At 69.0% G+C, this 5,880-nt stretch carries 6 protein-coding genes; all 6 read left to right on the top strand.

Annotated features, from left to right (window positions below; translation table 11 throughout):
- Positions 1 to 471, top strand: a 471-nt coding sequence (locus ACWELQ_RS35780) for a zinc-binding dehydrogenase (RefSeq protein WP_452401441.1), incomplete at its 5' end; no start/stop codon positions are given.
- A gap of 156 nt (positions 472 to 627) precedes the next feature.
- Complete coding sequence (locus ACWELQ_RS35775; protein ID WP_452401440.1) at positions 628 to 1,740, top strand: sugar ABC transporter substrate-binding protein; 1,113 nt, start codon at positions 628 to 630, stop codon at positions 1,738 to 1,740.
- Positions 1,741 to 1,751: 11 nt separating this feature from the next.
- Positions 1,752 to 2,525 (top strand): ATP-binding cassette domain-containing protein, encoded by a 774-nt coding sequence (locus ACWELQ_RS35770; RefSeq protein WP_452401439.1) that lies wholly within the window; start codon positions 1,752 to 1,754, stop codon positions 2,523 to 2,525.
- A gap of 36 nt (positions 2,526 to 2,561) precedes the next feature.
- Positions 2,562 to 3,983, top strand: coding sequence for a sugar ABC transporter permease (locus tag ACWELQ_RS35765; protein ID WP_452401438.1), 1,422 nt, complete (start codon positions 2,562 to 2,564; stop codon positions 3,981 to 3,983).
- Positions 3,984 to 4,100: 117 nt separating this feature from the next.
- Positions 4,101 to 5,252, top strand: coding sequence for an ROK family protein (locus ACWELQ_RS35760; RefSeq protein ID WP_452401437.1), 1,152 nt, complete (start codon positions 4,101 to 4,103; stop codon positions 5,250 to 5,252).
- 15 nt (positions 5,253 to 5,267) lie between these two features.
- The coding region (locus tag ACWELQ_RS35755) for a PIG-L deacetylase family protein (protein ID WP_452401436.1) at positions 5,268 to 5,880 on the top strand (613 nt) is incomplete at its 3' end.

Raw genomic sequence — 5,880 nt, 5'->3', positions numbered from 1 at the left:
CTGGCCGCGCAGTTGGCCGTGGCCCGCGGCGCGCGGGTGATCGGCACCGCGTCGGCGAGCCGCCATGAACGGTTGCGCGCCTACGGGATCGAGCCCGTCGAGTACGGGCCGGGTCTGGCCGACCGGGTGCGGGCCCTGGCACCCAACGGTGTCGATGCCGCCCTGGACACCGTGGGCACCGACGAGGCGGTGGATGTCTCGCTGGAACTGGTCCCCGACCGTCGGCGCATCGCGTCCATCGTGGCCTTCGGCCGGGCCGCGGCCGACGGATTCCAGGTGCTGGGCGGTGGCCCGGGTGCGGATCCGGGCACCGAGATCCGCGGCAATGCCTGGCGGGAGCTGCTGCCGTCGCTGGCGGCGGGCAAGCTGGATCTGGCCATCGCCAAGACGTTTCCGCTCGCGGAGGTGGCGGCCGCGCACGAGTTCGTGCTGGAAGGCCACGCGGGCGGCAAGGTGATTCTGCTGCCCTGATCCCGCCGCCCCGATCGGGTGCACTGATTTCTGTGAAACGTCCCATATGAGTGACTCACACGGCATATGTTGTTGCCCACAACATATGCCGTGTGTGTGCGGTCGCAACCCAGCGGCTGCCGCTCTGCGGTGTCTCTTGAAGAGAAGGTCACCCTGATGAGGACGAAATTCGCTGTCGCGCTGGCATTGTCCGGCCTGCTCACCCTGACCGCCTGCGGATCCAATTCCAGCAGTGGCACGTCTTCGTCGAACGCCCCTTCCGGCGGCGGCGCGAACGGCACGGTCGGGGTGATCCTCCCCGAGACCGCCACCTCGGCCCGCTGGGAATCCTTCGACAAGCCGCTGCTGCAGAAGGCGCTGGGCGACGCGGGATTCTCCGCCGACGTGCAGAACGCGCAGGGCGACGTGCAGAAGTTCTCCACCCTCGCCGACGGCATGATCGCCAAGGGCGTGAAGGTACTGGTCATCGCGTCGATCAACAGTGAGGTGGGCAGCGCGGTCGCGTCCAAGGCGCAGAAGGCCGGGATCCCGACCATCGACTACGACCGGCTCAATCTGGGCGGATCCTCCGACTACTACGTGTCTTTCGACAATGTGAAGGTCGGCGCGCTGCAGGGCCAGGGCCTGGCCACCGCGCTCAAGGACAAGCCGGGCGCGCAGGTCGTCGAGATCGAGGGCGCGCCCACCGACAACAACGCCACCCTGTTCCATCAGGGCCAGGAGACGGTGCTGCAACCGCTCTATGACTCGGGCGCGCTGAAGCTGGTGCGCAGCCAGGCCATCGACGACTGGAACAACCAGAAGGGCGGCGCCACCTTCGAGCAGATCCTCACCGGCAACGGCGGCAAGGTCGACGGTGTGGTCGCGGCCAACGACGGTCTCGCGGGCGCGGTGATCACGGTGCTGAAGAAGAACGGCCTCAACGGCAAGGTGCCGGTGACCGGTCAGGACGCCACCGTGGACGGCCTCAAGGCGGTGCTGCGCGGCGACCAGTACATGACGGTGTTCAAGCCCATCAAGGAAGAGGCCGAGAACGCCGCGAAACTCGCGGTGGCCCTGGCCAAGGGCGACAAGGCGGGCGCGGATGCGCTGGCGGTGGGCGTGAGTCAGGACCCCAAGGGCAAGCGCGAGGTGAAATCGGTGCTGCTGCAACCGCAGTTGATCACCAAGGCGGAGGTCAAGCAGGTGGTGGACTCCGGTTTCGTGAAGGCTTCGGACGTCTGCTCCGGTGACGTGAAGCAGGCCTGCACCGATCTCGGCATTTCCTAAGGAATCAGAACATGAGTGAGCCGCTGCTCCAGATCACCGGCCTGAACAAGAGTTTCGGACCGGTGCACGTGCTGCACGACGTCGACCTCACCGTGCCGGCGGGCGAGGTCACCGCGCTCGTCGGCGACAATGGCGCGGGCAAATCCACGTTGGTGAAATGCGTTGCCGGAATCCACGCCGCCGACTCCGGCGAAGTGCGGTTCCGGGGCGAACCCGTTCACCTGCGTGGCGCCAAGGACGCGGCGGCGCTCGGCATCGAGGTCGTCTATCAGGACCTGGCCCTGTGCGACAACCTCGACATCGTGGCCAACATGTTCCTCGGCCGGGAGCGCGGCAAGCCGTGGCTGCTGGACGAGGCGAGCATGGAGGAGGCGGCGCGGCGCACCCTGGCCTCGTTGGGGGTGCGCACCGTGAAGTCGGTGCGCACCCCGGTCGCAGCTCTTTCCGGCGGGCAGCGCCAGACCGTGGCGATCGCGAAAGCCGTGCTCTGGAACAGCAATCTGGTGCTGCTGGACGAACCGACCGCGGCACTGGGCGTGGCCCAGACCCGGCAGGTGCTGGATCTGGTGCGGCGACTGGCCGAACAGGGGCTCGGGGTGGTGCTGATCAGCCACAACCTGGCCGACGTGTTCGAGGTCGCGGATCGGATCGCGGTGCTGTACCTGGGCCGGATGGCCGCGCAGGTGCGGACCGCGGACGTGACCACCTCGCAGGTGGTGGAGTTGATCACCGCGGGCCGCTCGGGTGATCTCGGCCTGGCACGGCCCGAAGCTGTTGCGCTGTGAGAGAGCTGTGGCGTTGTGAGCGAGGAATCCACTGATATGACCAATGTTTCGGAATCCGCGGCCACCGAGACCGCGATCACCGACTTCGGGATCGACACCACCACCCTGTCGACCCGAGACGCCCTGCGCGACTACGTCTCCCGACTACGCGGCGGCGAAATCGGTTCGCTACCGGCGATTCTCGGCCTGGTGGCGCTGGTGGTGCTGTTCTCGCTGCTGTCGGATGTGTTCTTCTCGCTCAACAACATCGCGAACCTGCTGGCGCAGGGGGCGGGGCAGACCATCATCGCCATCGGGATCGTGTTCGTGCTGCTGATCGGTGAGATCGATCTGTCGGCGGGCACGGCCTCCGGTGTCGCGGCCGCGGTGCTGGCCCTGCATTACGTGGACAACGGCAACCTGATGCACGGCATGGGCAACACCGTGTTCTTCATCTTCATCGCGCTGCTGGTGCTCGCCGCGATTCTCGCGGGGCTGCTGCGGATCTGGCCGGGCGTGGCGTTCTCGCTGGTCGGGATTCTGCTGACGGTCCTCGGGCTGGAGGCGAATCCGTGGATCGAGATGCTGTTCGCGGTGTGCGTGGGCGCCGCCATCGGGTCCATCACCGGGTTCCTGATCGCCAAGATCGGCATGCCGTCGTTCGTGGTGACGCTGGCCTTGTTCCTGGCCTGGCAGGGCGTGATCCTGCAGCTGATCGGCGAGGGCGGGGTGCTGGGGATCAGCTCCTCGAAGGTGCTCAACGAGGTGGCCAACGGGAATCTGTCCACGGTCGGGAGCTGGCTGCTGTGCGTGGTGGCCGCCGGTGGGTACGCCGGGGTCACGCTCGGCGGGCATTTCCTGCGCCGGCGGCGCGGGCTGGTCACCTCGCCCACCCCGCTGGTGATCGCGAAGGTGACGGCGCTGGTGGTGTTCGCGGTCGTGGTGACGGCGCTGCTCACGGTGAACCGCTCGCCCAGCAAACTGATCGTCATCTCCGGTGTGCCGTATGTGGTTCCGATCGTGCTGGTGCTGCTGGTCGCGGGCACGTACGTGCTGACCCGCACCACCTACGGCCGCCACATCTACGCGGTCGGCGGCAATGTGGAGGCGGCGCGGCGCGCGGGCATCAACGTGACCCAGTTGCGGGCAAGCGTTTTCGTCATCAGTTCGTCGTGCGCGGCGGTCGGCGCGATCGTCTACTCCTCGAAGGTCGGTTCGGTCGATCCGCAGGCGGGCGGGCTCAATACCCTGCTGTTCGCGGTCGGCGCGGCGGTGATCGGCGGCACGTCGCTGTTCGGTGGCCGGGGCCGGGTGGCCGACGCGGTGATCGGCGGAGCGGTGCTGGCGGTGGTGTCCAACGGCCTGGGCCTGCTGCAACAGCCGGCGGCGGTGGTGTCCATCGTGACCGGTCTGGTGCTGTTGCTCGCCGCGACCGTGGACGCGCTGTCGCGACGCCGCGCGGCGACCGCAGGCCGATGAGTACCGGCGACCGGGCGTCGATGCGCCGCAGCGGGCCTGCCCGCCGCGCGACGACGGCGGCCGGTCGCACCGTGGCGATGACGGATGGCGGTGGCGCGCAATGGTAGAAACCGGTCCATGACCGTCGCCCGTCCGGACGAGGTGCGCCGGTTCAACCGGTCCAGCCTCCTGCGGCTGCTACACACCGGAGGCCCCGCCACCCGGGCGGCGCTGGCGACCGAGCTCGGGCTCAATCGCTCCACCATCAAGATGCTCGTCGACGGCCTGACCGAGGACGGCGTGGTGGAGGAGAAGGTGCCGCGGCTGGCGCGCGGCGCGGGCCGCCCGTCGCTGCTGGTGCTGCCGCAGCCGCAGGCGGCCGTAGTGCTGGCGGTGGACGTGCAGGTCGAGCACGCCGGGATCGCGCTGGTCGGATTCGGCGGGCAGGTGCTCGGCCGCAACAGCTGGAATCTGCGTGGGCGGCAACGGGAACCGGATGAGGTGATCACGCACGTCGCGGAGTCCGCGGCGGTGCTGGCCCAGGATCTGTCGTTGACGCCGATGGCGGCGGGGGTGTGCGTGCCCGGGGTGGTGCGCCGCTCCGACGGTCTGGTGCACACCGCCGCCAATCTGTGCTGGGGTGAGGTGGCCTTGGGTCAGCGCTTGCGCTCGGTGTTGGACGTCCCGGTCGTCGTCGGCAACGATGCCGAATTCGGTGCGCTCGCAGAGCATGTCAGGGGCACCGGGCGTGGAGCCTCCGACGCGGTGTTCGTCTCCGCCGATGTCGGCGTGGGCGGCGGGCTGATCGCGCAGGGCGCGCTGCTGCGCGGTTCGGCGGGCTATCTCGGCGAGATCGGGCACATGACCGTGAATCCCGGCGGCCGAATCTGCCACTGCGGCAACGAGGGCTGCTGGGAGACCGAGGTCGGGGAGGCGGCCCTGTGCCGCGCGCTCGGCATGCCCGAGCACGGGCCGCGCGGCGCGATCGTCGCCGAACTGCGTGAACTGCACGGTGATTGGGAAACCCACCTGCGCGAATACCTGGACTGGCTGACCCTCGGACTGGTGAATGTCGTCAACATCCTCGGCCCCGAACTGGTGGTGCTCGGCGACCTGTTCACCGCCCTGCCCGACGGCGCGATCGACCGCGTCGGCGAGCAGGTGCGCCGCCGCAGCATGGTCAGCCGCGCCATGGGCGGGGTGAGAATCGAAAAGTCCAGCCTGGGAGCCGATTTGAAATTGTTGGGGGCGGCGGAAGCAGCCTTCGAAGGCGTGCTGGCAATGCTCTGAGGTTGAATAGGCCGCATGGAGCAGCTCCCCGAGGACTGGCAGCGCGGCATCGTCATCGTCGCGCACCCCGATGACATCGAATACGGCGCGGCGGCCGCCGTCGCCCGCTGGACGCGGCAGGGCAAGGACATTCGCTATGTCCTGGTCACCAGCGGTGAGGCGGGGATCGCGGGCCTCGCGCCCGCCGAGGCCGGTCCGTTGCGCGAGGACGAGGAGCGCGCCTCCGCCAAAATCGTCGGCGTCACCGAGGTGGAATTCCTGGGCCACCCCGACGGCCGCGTCCAGGAATCCCTGGAGCTGCGCCGCGATCTGGCCGCCGCGATCCGCCGCCACCGCCCCGACATGGTGGTGCTGTTCAACTTCGGCGACACCTGGGCGCGCGGCTACGCCAACTCCGCCGACCATCGCGCGGTCGGCCGCGCCGCCCTCGACGCCGTCTCCGACGCGGGCAACGAATGGATCCACCCCGAACTCGCCGATCTCCCCGTCTGGTCGCCCCGCTGGGCCGCGGTGTGCGGCGGTTCCGACGGCAGCCACGCCGTCGACGTCACCGACACCTTCGAGATCGCCGTCGAATCCCTCACCGCTCACCGCCGCTACCTCGAGGCCCTCAGCCCCGACCCCGTCG

It is taken from the genome of Nocardia sp. NPDC004722 (assembly GCF_053601505.1).
This window is presented reverse-complemented; position numbering and strand designations above follow the sequence as displayed.